This window comes from Priestia sp. YIM B13491 (assembly GCF_042787605.1).
Classification (GTDB): Bacteria; Bacillota; Bacilli; order Bacillales; family Bacillaceae_H; genus Priestia; species Priestia megaterium_E.
Window position 1 is genome coordinate 213,191 of sequence record NZ_JBHZOR010000001.1, and the last position, 16,396, is coordinate 229,586.

Annotated in this window: 13 protein-coding genes; 12 read left to right on the forward strand and 1 reads right to left on the reverse strand. The window is 39.0% G+C overall.

The window, feature by feature from the left end; translation table 11 throughout:
- The first annotated feature begins 19 nt into the window (after positions 1 to 19).
- The 5 genes from tig to yihA all read left to right on the forward strand — a co-directional run bounded on the left by tig (position 20) and on the right by yihA (position 7,944).
- Positions 20 to 1,306 carry a trigger factor gene (gene tig, locus ACFX4E_RS01045; RefSeq protein WP_016765666.1) on the forward strand — a complete coding sequence of 429 codons (1,287 nt, stop codon included), beginning with the start codon at positions 20 to 22 and terminating at the stop codon, positions 1,304 to 1,306.
- A 384-nt stretch (positions 1,307 to 1,690) separates the two neighbouring features.
- Positions 1,691 to 2,956, forward strand: coding sequence for an ATP-dependent protease ATP-binding subunit ClpX (gene clpX / locus ACFX4E_RS01050; protein WP_013059367.1), 1,266 nt, complete (start codon positions 1,691 to 1,693; stop codon positions 2,954 to 2,956).
- Between the two features lie 152 nt (positions 2,957 to 3,108).
- Positions 3,109 to 4,776, forward strand: a complete 1,668-nt coding sequence (gene lonB / locus ACFX4E_RS01055; protein WP_013085136.1) for an ATP-dependent protease LonB — start codon at positions 3,109 to 3,111, stop codon at positions 4,774 to 4,776.
- Positions 4,777 to 5,035: 259 nt separating this feature from the next.
- Entirely contained in the window at positions 5,036 to 7,360 is a 2,325-nt protein-coding gene (gene lon, locus ACFX4E_RS01060) for an endopeptidase La (protein ID WP_028410554.1), read from the forward strand.
- On the forward strand, positions 7,357 to 7,944 hold the full coding sequence (yihA, locus tag ACFX4E_RS01065) for a ribosome biogenesis GTP-binding protein YihA/YsxC (RefSeq protein WP_013059364.1): 588 nt from the start codon (positions 7,357 to 7,359) through the stop codon (positions 7,942 to 7,944). The genes lon and yihA overlap by 4 nt, the downstream gene beginning before the upstream one ends.
- A gap of 93 nt (positions 7,945 to 8,037) precedes the next feature.
- Here yihA and ACFX4E_RS01070 read toward each other — a convergent pair whose 3' ends face one another.
- Positions 8,038 to 8,523: a LiaF transmembrane domain-containing protein gene (locus tag ACFX4E_RS01070; protein ID WP_013059363.1), complete on the reverse strand. Its 486-nt coding sequence runs from the start codon at positions 8,521 to 8,523 to the stop codon at positions 8,038 to 8,040.
- 329 nt (positions 8,524 to 8,852) lie between these two features.
- On the opposite strand from ACFX4E_RS01070, the gene hemA reads away from it, so the two are divergent.
- From hemA to spoVID, 7 genes are all read left to right on the forward strand, one after another.
- The gene (gene hemA, locus ACFX4E_RS01075) at positions 8,853 to 10,193 is read left to right on the forward strand and encodes a glutamyl-tRNA reductase (RefSeq protein ID WP_377238329.1); all 1,341 of its coding nucleotides are present in this window, start codon (positions 8,853 to 8,855) and stop codon (positions 10,191 to 10,193) included.
- 14 nt (positions 10,194 to 10,207) lie between these two features.
- Positions 10,208 to 11,041 carry a cytochrome C assembly family protein gene (locus tag ACFX4E_RS01080; RefSeq protein WP_025750612.1) on the forward strand — a complete coding sequence of 278 codons (834 nt, stop codon included), beginning with the start codon at positions 10,208 to 10,210 and terminating at the stop codon, positions 11,039 to 11,041.
- 13 nt (positions 11,042 to 11,054) lie between these two features.
- Positions 11,055 to 11,987: a hydroxymethylbilane synthase gene (hemC, locus tag ACFX4E_RS01085; RefSeq protein ID WP_016765662.1), complete on the forward strand. Its 933-nt coding sequence runs from the start codon at positions 11,055 to 11,057 to the stop codon at positions 11,985 to 11,987.
- On the forward strand, positions 11,987 to 12,760 hold the full coding sequence (locus ACFX4E_RS01090) for a uroporphyrinogen-III synthase (protein WP_098524636.1): 774 nt from the start codon (positions 11,987 to 11,989) through the stop codon (positions 12,758 to 12,760). Before hemC ends, ACFX4E_RS01090 begins: the two co-directional genes overlap by 1 nt.
- 17 nt (positions 12,761 to 12,777) lie before the next feature.
- Positions 12,778 to 13,758: a porphobilinogen synthase gene (gene hemB, locus ACFX4E_RS01095; RefSeq protein ID WP_155007629.1), complete on the forward strand. Its 981-nt coding sequence runs from the start codon at positions 12,778 to 12,780 to the stop codon at positions 13,756 to 13,758.
- Positions 13,759 to 13,774: 16 nt separating this feature from the next.
- Positions 13,775 to 15,064, forward strand: coding sequence for a glutamate-1-semialdehyde 2,1-aminomutase (gene hemL / locus ACFX4E_RS01100; RefSeq protein WP_013059357.1), 1,290 nt, complete (start codon positions 13,775 to 13,777; stop codon positions 15,062 to 15,064).
- Positions 15,065 to 15,211: 147 nt separating this feature from the next.
- Complete coding sequence (gene spoVID / locus ACFX4E_RS01105) at positions 15,212 to 16,360, forward strand: stage VI sporulation protein D (protein ID WP_098333390.1); 1,149 nt, start codon at positions 15,212 to 15,214, stop codon at positions 16,358 to 16,360.
- The last annotated feature ends 36 nt before the right edge of the window (positions 16,361 to 16,396 follow it).

Genomic DNA, 16,396 nt, shown 5'->3' on the forward strand with positions numbered 1-16,396 from the left:
ATTTTGGAGGGAAACATTCATGTCTGCAAAATGGGAAAAACAAGAAGGAAATCAAGGCGTTTTAACAGTAGAAGTTGAAGCTGCTGAGTTTGATAAAGCCTTAGATAAAGCATTCACAAAAGTTGTAAAACAAGTAAACGTACCAGGGTTCCGTAAAGGTAAAATGCCTCGTCCACTTTTCGAAAAACGTTTTGGCGTAGAATCTTTATACCAAGATGCACTAGACATCTTATTACCTGAAGCTTACAGCAATGCAATTGTTGAAGCTGGTATCGAACCGGTTGATCGTCCAGAAATCGATGTTGAAACAATCGAAAAAGGACAACCTCTAGTTTTCACTGCTAAAGTAACTGTTAAGCCTGAAGTTAAATTAGGCGAATACAAAAACTTAGAAGTAGAAAAAGTAGATACAACTGTAACAGATGAAGACGTTGAAGCTGAATTAAAAACACTTCAAGAGCGTCACGCTGAACTAGTTGTTAAAGAAGAAGGAACTGTAGCTGAAGGTGATACAGCTGTAATCGACTTTGAAGGTTTCGTTGATGGCGAAGCATTCGAAGGCGGAAAAGGCGAAAACTATTCTTTAGAAATCGGTTCTAACACATTCATCCCTGGCTTTGAAGAGCAACTAGTTGGTCTTGAAGTAGGCGCTGAAAAAGAAGTGGAAGTAACATTCCCTGAAGAGTATCACGCTGAAGAGCTAGCTGGTAAAGCTGCTAAATTCAAAGTGAAATTACACGAAATCAAATCTAAAGAACTTCCAGCTTTAGACGATGAGTTTGCAAAAGACGTAGATGAAGAAGTAGAAACTTTAGAAGCGTTAAAAGCAAAAACAAAAGAAAAATTACAAAGCGATAAAGAGAATCAAGCGGAATCAGCTCTTCGCGACACTTTAGTAGAAAAAGCTGCTGAAAACGCTGAAGTAGAAATTCCAGAAGCAATGTTCAATACTGAAATGGATCGTATGATGCAAGAATTTGAACAACGTTTACAAATGCAAGGTCTTAACCTTGAACTTTACTTCCAATTCTCAGGTCAAGATGAAAAAGCTCTTCGCGACCAAATGCGTCCGGATGCTGAAAAGCGTGTGAAAATCAACTTAACGCTAGAAGCTATTTCAAAAGCTGAAAATCTTGAAGTAAGCGAAGAAGAAGTAGAAAAAGAATTAGAAAACATGGCAGGAATGTACAACATGCCTGTCGAAGAAATTAAGAAAGTGCTTGGCAGTCTTGATAGCATTAAAGAAGACATGAAAGTACGTAAAGCAGTTGAATTTCTTGTAGAAAACAGCAAAGCTGTTGCATAATAGTAAGTAAGAAACAAGGCGCGACTTGATCGTGCCTTGTTTTATAAACTTCAATAGTTTTTTTATATCATAACCAACACCGTAGAAGCAGCTTTAACCCATTGTTTGAAATCCGTGGTTATGAAATAGGCCCAATAAGAGGACACTATATAATAGCAGATCTCCATTCTGTTATGCTCATCAACAACATATACATAAAACGTTTTAGTATCTATTCAAGAAAATGTATGGTAAAATGCAATACAAATCTTTTCATAGCGCTTTTACTATGTGATAAAGAGGGGCATTTACCTACAAATAGATGAGTTGTTCATGTTGTTGGGCTATAGCGCGGATAGAAATCAGCTTCGAGCACTTTAGTAAATACTACAAGGGGTGAAAATTATGTTTAAATTTAACGATGAAAAAGGGCAGTTAAAATGCTCATTTTGTGGTAAAACACAAGAACAAGTACGCAAGTTAGTTGCGGGTCCAGGTGTTTACATATGCGATGAATGTATTGAACTTTGCACGGAAATCGTAGAAGAAGAGTTAGGTACAGAAGAAGAAGTAGAATTTAAAGATGTACCAAAACCAAAAGAAATTCGTGACATTTTAGATGAGTATGTAATTGGTCAAGAGGATGCGAAAAAATCGTTATCCGTTGCGGTATACAACCATTACAAACGAATCAATTCAAACAGTAAAATTGATGACGTTGAGTTATCAAAAAGTAATATTGCATTAATTGGACCTACAGGAAGCGGTAAAACTTTACTAGCTCAAACATTGGCTCGTATTTTAAACGTACCGTTTGCGATTGCAGATGCAACATCTCTAACAGAAGCGGGTTATGTAGGAGAAGATGTTGAAAACATCTTATTAAAATTAATTCAATCAGCTGATTACGATGTGGAGAAAGCTGAAAAAGGTATCATCTACATCGATGAAATTGATAAAGTAGCGCGTAAGTCTGAAAACCCATCTATTACACGTGATGTATCAGGTGAAGGTGTGCAGCAGGCTCTTCTTAAAATCTTAGAAGGTACTGTAGCAAGCGTTCCTCCTCAAGGTGGACGTAAACACCCTCATCAAGAATTTATTCAAATTGATACAACAAATATCTTATTTATTTGCGGTGGTGCATTTGACGGAATCGAACCTATTATTAAGCGTCGTCTAGGTAAAAAAGTAATTGGTTTCGGTTCAGAAACAAAACAACAAGACTTTACAGAAAAAGAGTTACTAGCAAAAGTATTACCGGAAGATTTATTGAAATTTGGTTTAATTCCAGAGTTTATTGGTCGTTTACCGGTTACTGCTAGCTTAGTGCCTCTTGATGAAGAAGCGCTAGTTGAGATTTTAACAAAACCGAAAAATGCACTAGTGAAACAATATCAAAAAATGCTTGAACTTGATGACGTTGAACTTGAGTTCGAAGACGAGGCTTTAGTAGAAATTTCTAAAAAAGCTATCGAGCGTAAAACAGGTGCTCGTGGTCTACGTTCAATCATTGAAGGTATTATGTTAGATGTAATGTTTGATCTTCCTTCACGTGATGATATTACAAAATGTATTATCACAGGTGAAACTGTTCGTGATCAAGCGGCTCCTAAGTTCGTATTAGAAGACGGATCTACTATTCAAGAAGGCAGCAAAACATCAGCATAAAAAAAGCCGGGTACTCAATTTGAGTACCCGGCTTTTTTCTGGTGATGAAGCACAACTAAATTTTACTTTTTACTAGAATCTTGTTTATTCCTACTGCTGCAGGGAGATAATAATTGATAATTATCTTACTAAACTGCGCAGGAGGTTTATCTATGAACTGGACGAATATTGCCTTAATGGTCCAACTCTTTTTTGGTATCATCATTGGCTTATATTTTTGGAATTTATTACGCAATCAGCGTACGCAAAAAGTCTCAATTGACCGGGATTCAAAGAAAGAAATGGAGCAATTGCAGAAAATGAGAGCCATCTCTTTAACTGAGCCGCTTGCCGAACGTGTAAGGCCGTCTAGCTTCTCCGATATTGTCGGACAAGAGGATGGAATTCGGTCACTAAAGGCTGCCCTTTGCGGTCCTAATCCACAGCACGTGATTGTATACGGTCCGCCTGGAGTAGGAAAAACGGCAGCAGCACGTTTAGTGTTAGAAGAAGCAAAAAAAAATAAAAAATCACCTTTCAAACAATCGGCTGTATTTGTAGAGTTAGATGCAACTACGGCGCGTTTTGATGAGCGAGGCATTGCTGATCCTTTAATTGGGTCTGTTCATGATCCTATTTACCAAGGAGCAGGTGCCATGGGCCAAGCTGGAATTCCGCAGCCAAAACAAGGAGCGGTTACAGATGCACACGGGGGAATTTTATTTATTGATGAAATTGGAGAGCTCCATCCTATTCAGATGAATAAGCTGTTAAAGGTTCTAGAAGATCGAAAAGTATTTATGGAAAGCGCCTATTACAGCGAAGAAAACACACAAATCCCGACACATATTCACGATATTTTTCAAAATGGTTTGCCAGCAGACTTTCGTTTGATTGGTGCGACGACTAGAACACCTAATGAAATTCCGCCTGCCATTCGTTCTAGATGCGTAGAGGTATTTTTCCGTGAGCTTGATCGCGACGAAATTATTACAGTTGCAAAAAAAGCAGCAAATAAAGTAAGAATGGATATATCAGAAGAAGGTTTATCTCTGTTTTCTACATATGCACGCAATGGACGTGAAACGGTTAATATGATGCAAATTGCGGCTGGATTAGCGATATCAGAGGAACGAACGGATATTAAAAATGAAGATATTGAATGGATTGTTCATTCTAGTCAACTATCTCCAAGACACGATCCGAAAATTGCAGATGAGGAAAAAGTGGGACTTATTAATGGATTAGCTGTGTACGGGCCCAACTCTGGAGCACTTTTAGAAATTGAAGTCAAAGCGATTCCTGCAAAAGAGAAAGGGAACATTATTATTACGGGTATCGTTGAAGAGGAAAGTATAGGGACTCAAGGGAAGTCTATTCGCCGTAAAAGTATGGCTAAAAGCTCAATTGAAAATGTCATAACGGTTCTTCGCTCAATGGATGTTCCTGCCGATGAGTATGATATTCATGTAAACTTTCCGGGAGGCGTTCCGATTGATGGACCTTCTGCGGGTATTGCTATGGCAACAGGTATCTACTCAGCGATTTATGAAGTGCCAATTAAACATACGGTAGCAATGACAGGAGAAATTGGTCTGCACGGCAACGTAAAGCCAATTGGCGGCGTGATTCCAAAAATCAAGGCAGCAAAACAAGCAGGCGTTCAGACGGTGATTGTGCCAAAAGAAAATATGAATGCAATGGTAGAAAAGGTAAAAGGTATCGACATTATTCCTGTCCATCATTTAACAGAGGTGTTTGAACAAGCGCTATTGTCTGTACATGAGCATGTTGCACATTTGTCGGTAGATCCAGCTATTTCAACTAGAGAATCTAGCTAATTCTATCATGATAATTAAAAATTAATGGTCAGATGAATATTCATCGCCTTTTTCGCGTATAAAACCTTTATACACAGCCAACGAAAAAGGCGTTTTTTTATGAAAAGAGCTTAAAAAGATATATTTTGCCTTTTAATTCTTTCTCATGGTACAATTAGTAATTACTATTGTTAGACATGTGTATACAAATGAGATAAAATTGTTAAAAGAATTCACACTTTACATACTTTAATTGACGAGCATTGGAGGTGTTCATTGCATGGCAGAAAAAGAAAAATTGACAATGCCGCTATTGCCTTTACGAGGTTTGATCGTCTATCCGACAATGGTGCTTCATTTAGATGTTGGGCGAGATAAATCTGTGCAAGCATTAGAAAAAGCAATGATGGATGATCACTTAGTTTGTTTAGTATCACAAAAAGATATGGGTATTGATGAACCAACAAAAGAGGATTTATATAGAACTGGGACGTTAGCAAAAATTAAACAAATGCTAAAGCTGCCGAATGGAACGATGCGTGTCTTAGTAGAAGGACTAAATCGCGTAAACGTTACAGAATTTGAAGACAGCGAAGAATATTTTGTTGTGCACGTGGAAAAGCAAAACGAAGAACATCAGGTTGATGTAGAAGATAAAGCGCTGATGCGCACGCTTTTAGACTATTTCGAACAATACATAAAACTTTCCAAAAAGGTGTCCGTTGAAACTCTTTCAACGGTAAGCGACATTGAAGAACCAGGAAGACTAGCGGATATTGTAGCCTCTCATCTACCAATAAAAATTCAGCTCAAACAAGAAATTTTAGAAATAACTGATGTGAAGGAAAGATTAAATACGATCATTTCTCATATTCAAGACGAGCAAGAAGTTCTGCAGCTGGAGAAAAAAATTGGACAGCGTGTAAAGAAATCAATGGAACGCACTCAGAAAGAGTATTATCTTCGTGAGCAAATGAAGGCGATTCAAAAAGAGCTTGGAGACAAAGAAGGAAAGACAGGAGAAGTAGCAACACTTCGCGAAAAAATTGAAGCAAGTGGGATGACGGACCATGTCAAACAAGTGGCGTTTAAAGAATTGGATCGCTATGAAAAAATTCCTGCTACCTCCGCTGAAAGCTCAGTCATTCGAAATTATATCGAGTGGTTGATTGCGCTACCTTGGACAAATGAAACGGAAGATACGCTCAATATTCATAATGCTGAACAAGTGCTGAACGATGAGCACTATGGCCTTGAAAAAGTGAAGGAACGCGTATTAGAATATCTAGCTGTGCAGCAGTTGACAAAATCTCTTAAAGGCCCTATTTTATGTTTAGCAGGACCTCCTGGCGTAGGGAAAACCTCCCTAGCCCGTTCAATTGCCACGTCTCTAGATCGTCATTTTGTACGAGTGTCTCTAGGCGGCGTGAGAGATGAGTCAGAAATCCGCGGTCATCGTCGCACGTACGTGGGAGCTATGCCTGGACGCATTATTCAAGGAATGAAAAAAGCAGGAACGATTAATCCCGTATTTCTGCTTGATGAAATCGATAAAATGTCAAATGATTTCCGTGGAGACCCGTCTTCTGCTTTGTTAGAAGTATTGGATCCTGAACAAAACCATAATTTCAGCGATCACTATATAGAAGAAACGTATGATTTATCAAAAGTGATGTTCGTGGCTACAGCCAATAACTTAGCTACGATTCCGGGGCCGCTGCGCGATCGAATGGAAATTATTCAAATTGCTGGTTACACGGAGCTGGAAAAGCTTGAAATCGCGAAGCGTCACCTATTGCTGCGCCAGCTAGAAAATCACGGATTGCAAAAGGGCAATTTGCAGATTCGTGATGACGCGTTAACAGCAATCATCCGTTTATATACGAGAGAAGCTGGTGTTCGTAACCTTGAACGCGAAATTGCTTCCATTTGTCGAAAAGCAGCTCGCATCGTAGTCTCTGGCGAGAAAAAACGCGTGGTGGTGACGGCCAAAACGCTTGAAGAATTCCTTGGTAAGCCTAGGTTCCGTTACGGACAGGCTGAGACGGAAGATCAAGTCGGCGTTGCTACAGGTCTTGCTTACACAACTGTAGGAGGAGACACGCTAGCCATTGAAGTAAGCTTGTCCCCTGGTAAAGGAAGACTAGTGCTAACCGGAAAGCTTGGAGACGTGATGAAAGAATCAGCTCAGGCAGCATTTAGCTACGTGCGTTCAAATGCAGAGAAACTAGGAATTGATGAAAAGTTTTATGAAAAACATGATATTCATATCCATGTTCCAGAAGGAGCTGTACCAAAGGATGGACCTTCTGCAGGAATTACCATTGCCACTGCTCTAGTATCAGCACTAACGGGTAAACCAGTGCGTAGAGAAGTAGGAATGACAGGAGAAATTACACTAAGAGGTCGCGTATTACCAATCGGCGGTTTAAAAGAAAAGTCACTTAGTGCACATCGTGCCGGATTAACTAAAATATTAATCCCTCATGATAATGAACGTGATATTGAAGATATCCCTGACAGTGTACAAGAGGAATTAGACATCGTTCTTGTGTCACATGTGGACCAAGTATTGGAACATGCGCTAGTAGGAGAGGTAAAATGAAAGTAACTCAAGCCGATATTGTTATCAGTGCCGTACGCCCTGAACAATATCCTAAAGAAAACCTGCCAGAGTTTGCGTTAGCAGGCCGTTCAAATGTAGGAAAATCATCTTTTATTAATAAGATGCTCAATCGCAAAAGCTTAGCGCGTACGTCGTCTAAGCCCGGAAAAACTCAAACGCTTAACTTCTTTTTAATTAATGAAATCCTTCACTTTGTAGACGTACCTGGCTACGGATTTGCAAAAGTGTCTAAAAAAGAGCGTGAAGCATGGGGGAAAATGATTGAAACGTATTTAACAAATCGTGAGCAGCTTAAAGCTGTGTTAATGATTGTTGATCTACGCCATGCCCCTTCAAAGGATGACGTTATGATGTATGAGTTTTTGAAGCACCATGACCTTCCCGTTATGGTTATTGCAACGAAAGCTGATAAAATTCCTAAAGGAAAATGGCAAAAGCACTTAAAAGTAGTGAGAGAAACGCTGGACTTAGATCCAAATGATGAATTAATTCATTTCTCATCTGAAACAGGTGAAGGAAAAGATAAAGCGTGGAAATCTTTGCAGTATCGCATGACTCACTGAACAAAGGAATAGAATCTAAAAAAATGGAACGTTTATCATCACTCTAACAGGAAGTGAGTCAAACGTTCCATTTTTTTAACTTGTTTACATAGATTACTTTCGTTTGAAAAATAATAAATATAGCCCAACTAGTAACAATAAAATAGGCCAGAAGGTTGTTAAATAATTTACGCCGTCTTCAACTTTTGGCAAAAATAGTTTAAGACGGTCTGAAAACATCATTAAAATGGCAATAATTAAAAGGGTGCCGCCTTGGAAAAAGCCTGATTTGGCTTTTCTAGCACTAAGTAAAAAGCTAATGGCCACCATAAAAACGACCATGCTAATATTCGTAGGCCAAAAGGGAATTTGTTCACTTACATAGAAATGAATACCTAAAGTGATTAATATGTAGCTTGCAAGCAAGTTTGAATGATCTTGAGATAAAGCAGACTCAGTTAACAGGGCTGCTCCTATTAAAATTAACAGTACAGGCCACGTGTATACCTTTGCTGCAATGCTCATATGTAGTTCATTCAGTAAGAAAAAGATTCCAAATCCAACTAGTAAGACACCAAAAAACATTGATTGCTTTTTCATAGTAACCTCCAGGTGTTTCAAAACAGAAAACGTGATAAAACGCTGCTTTTTTGATACAATTTATTACGGAATAACAGTTAATATCTTAACACATGTTTTCAAAGACTGTTCACATTTTTTTTTCGAATGACTTATAGAACATGTTATAATAGTTAGAGATAAGGCGAAGCTTACACCTGTGTAATGTCCGCCGCTTTTTACGAATAGTAGAATGAAGAACGCCGGATTTTACGGGCAGTTATCTCACTGTAGCTCTTTGGAAATTTAGGGGTTACTGCCCGTCAAATTCGGACAAATAAGCACATTTCAATTATAGGGGGTATGTACAAATGCATATTATAGCAGTCGGCTTAAACTTTCGAACAGCCCCTGTTGAAATAAGAGAAAAGCTTAGTTTTAATGAGCAAGAACTAGCATCTGCCATGAAAACGTTAAGCGGCCAAAAAAGTATTTTGGAAAACATCATTGTTTCAACATGCAATCGTACGGAAATTTATGCTGTTGTTGATCAATTACACACGGGCCGTTATTATGTAAAAGCATTTTTAGCTGAATGGTTCGGAATAGATAAAGAAGAGTTTTCACCTTATTTAACCATCTATGAAAATGATGGAGCCATCGAACATTTATACCGAGTAGCATGTGGATTAGATTCAATGGTGATTGGTGAAACACAAATTCTTGGACAAGTGCGTTCAAGCTTTTTGCTTGCTCAAGAAGAAGAGACAATTGGAACGGTTTTTAATCAGCTGTTTAAACAAGCTGTGACATTAGCCAAAAAAGCTCATCATGAAACAGAAATTGGTGCGAATGCAGTTTCTGTCAGCTATGCAGCTGTAGAGCTTGCTAAAAAGATTTTTGGAGACTTATCATCCAAACATGTGTTGATTCTTGGTGCGGGAAAAATGGGTCAGCTTGCCGTACAGAATTTATATGGCAGCGGAGCTAAAAAAGTAACGGTAGTGAATCGAACATTTGAAAAGGCACAGGAGCTAGCAAACCGTTTTTCTGGAGAAGCGAAACCATTTGCTGATCTTCAACATGCTTTAAGCGAAGCAGATATCTTAATTAGTTCAACAGGAGCTAATGATTATGTAGTAACGAAACAAATGATGAGTGAAGCCGAGCGTACGCGTAAAGGTCGTCCATTGTTTATGGTAGACATCGCCGTTCCGCGTGACTTAGATCCAGAACTAGATGAGCTAGAGACGGTCTTTTTATATGATATCGACGATTTAAACGGGATTGTAGAATCCAATTTGCATGAGCGTCAAAAAGCTGCGGATGAAATTGAAATTATGCTTGAAGCTGAAATTGTTGCTTTCAAGTCTTGGCTTGGTACATTAGGCGTTGTGCCTGTTATTTCTGCACTTCGTCAAAAAGCACTTGCCATTCAAGCTGAAACGATGAAAAGCATTGATCGTAAGCTCCCAGATTTATCTGAGCGTGAGCGCAAAGTTTTAAATAAACATACAAAAAGTATAATTAATCAACTTCTTCGCGATCCAATTTTACACGCGAAAGAATTGGCTGGAGAGAAACATGCTGAAGAGTCTTTAGAGCTGTTCATGAAGATTTTTAATATTGAACAGGAAGTTGCTTTGCAAAAAGAAAAAGAAGAGCAGCTTCGTACATCGATTACGTCTCATTCAGTAGCTTATCAGTCTTAAGTGAGGATTGAATAATGGTTGATATGGAATTAACCAGAATCTACGAATTGATTGTGATTTTATACGCCGCGAGCGTTTTATTATATTTTATTGATTTTGTACAAAATAACCGGAAGGCAAACTCGATAGCCTTCTGGTTACTTTCTATTGTGTGGGTTTTGCAAACAGCCTTTTTAATTTTACGAATGTTTGAGACGGGAAGGTTTCCTATTCTTACCGTTTCTGAAGGGCTGTATTTTTACGCGTGGGTGTTAATTACTCTTTCACTTGTGATTAATCGCCTGTTCCGCGTTGATTTTATGGTGTTTTTTACAAATGTGATTGGTTTCTTAATTATGGCTATTCATACGTTTGCTCCACTTGAAACATACACTGCTGTCCAGTCGGAGCGCCTTGTGTCAGAATTATTAATCATTCATATTACCATGGCTATTTTATCTTACGGCGCTTTTTCAGTCTCTTTTGTTTTCTCCGCTTTGTATCTTGTTCAGTATAATTTATTGAAAAAGAAGAAATGGGGCAAGCGCTTGCTAAGAATTGAAGATTTAACAAAGCTAGATTACATGTCCTATGTATTAATTTTAATTGGTGTACCGCTGTTATTGCTTTCGTTAATCTTAGGAATCATATGGGCTTATATTAAATACGTAGATTTTCATTGGTACGATACAAAAGTGTTAGGTTCATTTTTAATGTTTGTGGCATACAGCGCTTACTTGTATGCTAGACTGCGTAGAGGTATTCAAGGAAAGGCAATCGCAATGTGGAATATTGGATTGTTCTTAGTCTTACTTATTAATTTCTTTTTATTTGGCAGTTTATCGAATTTTCACTTTTGGGGTTCGTAATTAGGAGGACAACATGCGAAAAATTATTGTCGGCTCTCGTCGAAGCAAACTTGCGTTAACACAGACCAAGTGGGTCATTGAACAGTTAAAAAAACAAGGTCTTCCTTTTGAGTTTGAAATTAAAGAAATGGTTACAAAAGGGGACCAAATTTTAAATGTAACGCTGTCCAAAGTAGGCGGTAAAGGTCTTTTTGTAAAAGAAATTGAACAAGCCATGTTAGATGAAGAAATTGATATGGCCGTTCATAGTATGAAAGATATGCCAGCTGTTTTGCCAGAAGGATTAACGATTGGATGTATTCCTTTACGAGAAGATCATCGTGATGCGCTTATTTCAAAAAATGGTGAACGATTTGAGGAGCTACCAAGCGGTGCTGTGATTGGGACAAGCAGCTTGCGTCGAGGGGCACAGCTTCTATCTATGCGTTCAGATATCGAAATTAAATGGATTCGAGGAAATATCGACACACGCCTAGAAAAGTTAAAAAATGAAGATTACGATGCAATTATCTTGGCAGCTGCAGGGTTATCTCGTATGGGCTGGTCGAGAGATACGGTCACTCAGTACCTAGAGCCGGAAATAAGCGTTCCCGCTGTAGGACAAGGAGCTTTAGCTATCGAATGCCGAGAAAATGACCATGAATTATTATCGCTTCTTCAAGCTCTAAATCATGATGAAACCGCTCGTGCTGTTAGAGCTGAACGCGTATTTTTAAAAGAGATGGAAGGCGGATGCCAAGTGCCGATTGCGGGTTATGGGCGTATATTGGACGGCGGAAACATTGAGCTAACGTCGCTAGTCGCGTCTCCTGATGGCAAAACAATTTACAAAGAGCAAATTACGGGAAAAGACCCGGTTGCTATCGGTTCAGAAGCTGCTGAGCGCTTAACATCTCAAGGAGCTAAGCTTTTAATTGACCGTGTAAAAGAGGAGCTGGACAAATAATGAGTCATGAGGCTCCTCTTTTTTTAAAAAAAGTTTTGATTACAAGAGAAGCGAAGCAGGCTCATTCATTTGCAGCACAGATTAAAAAGCTTGGAGGCATACCTTTGAGCTTACCAGTCCTCACGTTCGCACGTTCTAACAATGAAAAAGAAGTGGAAGATGTCCTGCTGTCGATTGACTGTTTTGATTGGATTGTTTTTACAAGTCAAAACGGCATTTCTTTTTTCTTTGAATGGCTAAAAGAGTTAAATATCAGTTGGAGTGCTTTAAAAAGATTAAAAGTGGCTGCGGTTGGAGAAAAAACCGCAAAATTGCTAGAAAAACACGATGTTAACGTGCAACTTGTTCCAAAAGAATACGTTGCGGAATCACTTCTTGAGTCGTTAAAAGCAAATGTGTCACATCACGAGCGAGTTCTCCTTGTACGAGGACAATTAGCCCGCTCTGTTTTAAAAGATGGGTTAAAAGAGTGTGAGGTAACGGATTTAGTTGTATATCAGACCATTCGAAATCAAGACTCTGAACGCTTAGTTAAGCAACATGTAGAAACAGGAATTGATGCCATTACTTTTACAAGTTCTTCTACAGTTAGATTTTTTGTCGAGTCAGTTAAAGATATTCCGAATTGGCTTGAGCTTATAAATAGAACCAAAGTTGTTTGCATCGGCCCTATTACGAGTCAGACAGCGAGCGAATATGGAATTAAGCATCTTGTTCCTAACACATACACAATAAATGGTATGATAGATATGTTGGTTAGTTGTTTTGAATAATAAAGGAGGATTTTAACATGAAAGATTTACAATTTACACGTCATCGTCGTCTTCGTAATTCTGTAAATATGCGTGCGCTTGTACGTGAAACACATTTACAGCCTGAAGACTTTATATATCCTATTTTTATTGTAGAAGGTGAACAAAAAAGAAATGCTGTAAAATCAATGCCAGGTGTGGATCAAATTTCTTTAGACTACTTGAACGATGAAATCCAAGAGCTAGTTGATTTAGGAATCAAGTCAGCTATGGTGTTTGGTGTTCCTGCTGAAAAAGATGCGGTCGGCTCACAGGCATACCATGACCACGGAATTGTTCAAAAAGGTATTCGTCAAATTAAAGAAAATTTTCCAGACTTTGTTGTTATCGCAGATACATGCTTATGTCAATACACAGATCATGGCCACTGTGGTGTAATTGAAGACGGAAAAATCTTAAACGATCCTAGCCTTGACTTATTAGCGCGTACAGCGGTTAGTCAAGCTAAAGCAGGAGCGGATATTATTGCGCCTTCAAACATGATGGACGGTTTCGTGGCAGCTATTCGCCACGGTCTAGACGAAGCTGGATTTGAAGATGTGCCTGTGATGTCTTATGCTGTTAAATATGCATCTGCTTTTTACGGACCATTCCGCGATGCAGCGCATTCTTCTCCTCAATTTGGAGACCGTAAAACATATCAAATGGACCCAGCTAATCGCTTAGAAGCACTTCGAGAAGCAGAATCTGATGTAGAAGAAGGAGCAGATTTCTTAATTGTGAAACCAGCTCTATCTTATTTAGATATTATGCGCGATGTGAAAAATACGTTTAATTTACCGGTAGTGGCTTATAATGTGAGCGGTGAATATTCGATGATTAAAGCGGCAGCTCAAAACGGCTGGGTAAATGAAAAAGAGATTGTTCTTGAAAAATTAATTAGCATGAAGCGTGCAGGAGCGGATTTAATTGTAACGTATCATGCTAAAGACGCAGCACGCTGGTTATCTGACAAGTAATTAAGGAGGCTTACACATGAGAAGTTATGAAAAGTCAAAAGCAGCTTTTTTAGAAGCGCAGCAATTAATGCCGGGTGGAGTAAACAGTCCTGTTCGTGCATTTAAATCAGTAGATATGGATCCTATTTTTATGGAACGAGGAAAAGGCGCTACGATTTACGATATTGACGGCAACAAATATATTGACTACGTCTTATCATGGGGACCTTTAATTCACGGACATTCCAACGATCAAGTAGTTGAAGCAGTAAAAAAAGTAACGGAATCTGGTACAAGCTTTGGTGCACCAACATTAATTGAAAATGAGCTTGCTAAGGTTGTTATTGAGCGCGTTCCTTCAATCGAAATCGTTCGTATGGTGAGTTCAGGTACGGAAGCAACGATGAGCGCACTGCGTTTAGCACGTGGCTATACGGGCCGCAACAAAATTTTAAAATTTGAAGGCTGTTACCATGGACACGGTGACTCTCTTCTAATTAAAGCTGGCTCAGGCGTTGCAACGTTAGGTCTACCAGATAGCCCGGGAGTGCCTGAAGGAATCGCTAAAAACACGATTACAGTGCCGTACAATGATCTAGAAAGCGTACAATATGCTTTTAAAGAATTCGGAGATGACATTGCCGGAGTAATCGTTGAACCGGTAGCAGGAAATATGGGTGTGGTACCGCCTCAGCCAGGTTTCTTACAAGGGCTTCGTGATATCACATCAGAATATGGCTCACTGCTCATCTTTGATGAAGTAATGACAGGGTTCCGCGTAGCGTACAACTGTGCACAGGGATACTACAACATTACGCCTGACTTAACTTGCTTAGGAAAAGTAATCGGTGGCGGTTTACCAGTAGGTGCTTACGGCGGTAAAGCTGAAATTATGGAGCGAGTTGCACCAAGCGGCCCGATTTATCAAGCAGGTACATTATCAGGTAATCCGCTTGCGATGACAGCTGGATACGAGACGTTAACGCAGCTGACACCTCAATCCTACGATGAGTTCATTCGTAAAGCAGATCGCTTAGAAGAAGGATTGATGGCAGCAGCTGAAAAATATGATGTGCCGTTTACCGTAAACCGAGCTGGTTCAATGATCGGTTTCTTCTTTACAAACGAACAGGTAATAAATTACGAAACAGCGAAAACATCGAATTTAGATTATTTTGCAGCTTACTATCGTGAAATGGCTAATGAAGGCGTGTTTTTACCTCCCTCTCAATTCGAAGGAATGTTTTTATCAACTTCTCATACAGATGCAGACATTGAACATACAATTGCAGCAGCTGAAAAAGCTTTTTCAAAGTTGCGTGGATAAACAGCTAAATAAGATTGTCTTTTATATCAAAGCTTACGGAGGATTCCGTAAGCTTTTTTAGTTTTAAAGACATATTTTAATTTATTTGTTCATACATCTTTAATGACCGCGCTATTACCTGGCGGGTGTTGGAAGGGGGAGAACAATTTGTCGCAGGATAATTTATCATGTCTGCGTTTTTCCGTAGAAGAATCAGTATGGTTTCAAAAAGGACAGGAAGTCTCACAACTTTTGTCTATCTCCTTAGAGCCTCAAGTATCTATTCAAGAATATGACCAATACGTGTCTATTCGAGGAGCATTACAATTAACAGGTGAATACGAAACGTACGAGGGAGAGCACTCGTTACGAGAATATACAAATGAGAATCAAGTGCAATCTATCTCTGTCCGTGAAGACGGAACGGCTGAATTATCACATCAATTTCCTGTTGATATTACCATTCCTAAAAATCGTATTCAAAGTATTGAAGACGTATATGTATCTATTGATTTATTTGATTATGAATTGCCAGGCACAAATCAGCTGCAGCTAATGGCAGACTTGTCCATCACAGGATTGTACGGAGAACAGCATGAAGAACGAGAAGAAGAGGAAGAGTTTTCGGAGGAACAGCATATCGTCTCCTATGAAGAAGTGGACGATGCTGAAGAGGTATATACTGAAAACGTTGCTCAAGAAGAAGAAGAACAAGAGGAACAAGAGTTTGACGTAAGCTATCGTGAAGCTCCCGCACTTTTAGAAGCAGAGGCTATTGAAGAAGAGCATTCAGAAGAGGCCCCTAGTTATTTTTCATCTGTATTTAAAAAAGAGTCTCGTGCTGAGCCGGTCGTGGAATATGAAGAGGAAGCATATGAACCATTTGAAGTCGAAGTGAAAAAAGAGGCCCCAATCGAGGAAGAAAGAGAAGACAATGTGATTGAACTGTTTCAGCTTCGTCAAGAGCAAGAAAGCTTCGAAGAATCGCAAGCTAGTGAATTGAATACGTATGCTGACGTTCAACGAGAGGCTGAGCAAGAAGAAGCTGAGCAAGAAGAGGAAAAGATTATTGTTGAATTTCGGAAAGAAGAAAATGAAAGCGGCCGAAATGAAAACGCCCTTTATTTAACAAAGCTCTTTTCGCGGGAAGAAGAAGCTTTTTCAACGTGGAAGCTTTGTATTGTTCAAGACGGAGATTCGCTTGATACGATAGCAAACCGCTATAATACGAATGTACAAAACATTTTACGAGTAAATAATTTAGAAGATGAATATGAGCTGGAAGAAGGAAGCATCTTAAATATTCCCGTTCGTTAAAGTCGGAAAGAAAACAGTTTTGACGCATATAATGTC

Coding starts and splice junctions, on each gene's coding strand:
- tig (WP_016765666.1), top strand. CDS start 20: ATGTCTGCAAAATGGGAAAAACAAGAAGGAAATCAAGGCGTTTTAACA.
- clpX (WP_013059367.1), top strand. CDS start 1,691: ATGTTTAAATTTAACGATGAAAAAGGGCAGTTAAAATGCTCATTTTGT.
- lonB (WP_013085136.1), top strand. CDS start 3,109: ATGAACTGGACGAATATTGCCTTAATGGTCCAACTCTTTTTTGGTATC.
- lon (WP_028410554.1), top strand. CDS start 5,036: ATGGCAGAAAAAGAAAAATTGACAATGCCGCTATTGCCTTTACGAGGT.
- yihA (WP_013059364.1), top strand. CDS start 7,357: ATGAAAGTAACTCAAGCCGATATTGTTATCAGTGCCGTACGCCCTGAA.
- ACFX4E_RS01070 (WP_013059363.1), bottom strand. CDS start 8,523: ATGAAAAAGCAATCAATGTTTTTTGGTGTCTTACTAGTTGGATTTGGA.
- hemA (WP_377238329.1), top strand. CDS start 8,853: ATGCATATTATAGCAGTCGGCTTAAACTTTCGAACAGCCCCTGTTGAA.
- ACFX4E_RS01080 (WP_025750612.1), top strand. CDS start 10,208: ATGGTTGATATGGAATTAACCAGAATCTACGAATTGATTGTGATTTTA.
- hemC (WP_016765662.1), top strand. CDS start 11,055: ATGCGAAAAATTATTGTCGGCTCTCGTCGAAGCAAACTTGCGTTAACA.
- ACFX4E_RS01090 (WP_098524636.1), top strand. CDS start 11,987: ATGAGTCATGAGGCTCCTCTTTTTTTAAAAAAAGTTTTGATTACAAGA.
- hemB (WP_155007629.1), top strand. CDS start 12,778: ATGAAAGATTTACAATTTACACGTCATCGTCGTCTTCGTAATTCTGTA.
- hemL (WP_013059357.1), top strand. CDS start 13,775: ATGAGAAGTTATGAAAAGTCAAAAGCAGCTTTTTTAGAAGCGCAGCAA.